We start from the raw sequence: 973 nt of genomic DNA, 5'->3' as shown, positions 1-973 counted from the left end.
CCGAAATACTACCAGAAGGTCCGCTCCGAGGAACAGGGCCATTCGGTGACGATCCCGCTGCAGGATCAGGATACTGCCGATGGTATCGCCTTCTGGCCCTCGAGCATGGCGCACCGCGACAACATGGCACTGACGCTGCGCTTCATGGATGGCAACCAGCGCGATCTCTACACCGCGCAGTACGACTATGCCCGCACGGCCAAGGTGCCCGTGCTGAATGTCGTCTACGTCGTCGATTTCGCCGAACCGGCCAAGAGCGAGGGCGGCGGCGTGTTCCAGTCGATCAAGGCCACCGCGCAGCTCGCCATCTCCCAACGCGGCAGTCTTGCCTTTCTGATGGATACCAGCGGCAAGCCGGCCAAGATCAACGTCAACCAGCCGATCGTCGAAAGCGGCGATTTTGCGCAGATCAAGGACACCACCTCTGGTCTGACCAAGACCGCCGAGGCAACGCACAGCATCATGAACATCGGCGGCGCGCTGCTGGGCAAGGGCGGGAATGCCTTCGGCAAGAGCTCGATGAGCCGCCGCTTCGAATTTGCAGTCACCGATCCGGCGAATTATGCCGCATTGGTCACCCATGCCGGCGGGCAGGCCAACGATCTGCTCATCGGCCAGCTTGGCATGAGCCGGTAAGGTCTGCGGCAACGCCCCGGCAGCGCGCCGCAGCGCGGCAGGGGCGCGATCCGGATATGGCAGCGCCCCAGCGCACGCGGCGCTCCGATGGCATGGCCGGCCAGAAGATCAGTCGTATATCCCGCATGCGGAATCGGCCTCAGGCCGTAGTTCGAGGCGAAAACCCTCAGGACATTGTCTTGCTTCTGGCGTGAATAGCCGCCGATCGCGCGGATCGGGAGAGATCGCTCGAAGGGGGAACAGCAGCTGCCCGCGAAGTGAGGCGGTGAAGTAGTTCTGCGCGCGTGATCCTTGCGTCGTGTTGAAGGTGAAGCCGTCGTTCTGGCTGATCGCACCC

The 973-nt window shown here is 63.1% G+C and carries 2 protein-coding genes; one reads left to right on the top strand and one right to left on the bottom strand.

The window, feature by feature from the left end; all coding sequences use genetic code 11:
* Positions 1 to 636, top strand: a 636-nt coding sequence (locus AQZ52_RS18830; RefSeq protein ID WP_169793773.1) for a hypothetical protein, incomplete at its 5' end; no start/stop codon positions are given.
* Positions 637 to 744: 108 nt separating this feature from the next.
* On the opposite strand, the gene AQZ52_RS18935 is transcribed toward AQZ52_RS18830, so the two are convergent.
* A partial coding sequence (locus AQZ52_RS18935; RefSeq protein WP_205626513.1) for a hypothetical protein occupies positions 745 to 973 on the bottom strand: 229 nt, incomplete at its 5' end.

It is taken from the genome of Novosphingobium fuchskuhlense, from assembly GCF_001519075.1.
Lineage (GTDB): Bacteria > Pseudomonadota > Alphaproteobacteria > Sphingomonadales > Sphingomonadaceae > Novosphingobium > Novosphingobium fuchskuhlense.
This window is presented reverse-complemented; position numbering and strand designations above follow the sequence as displayed.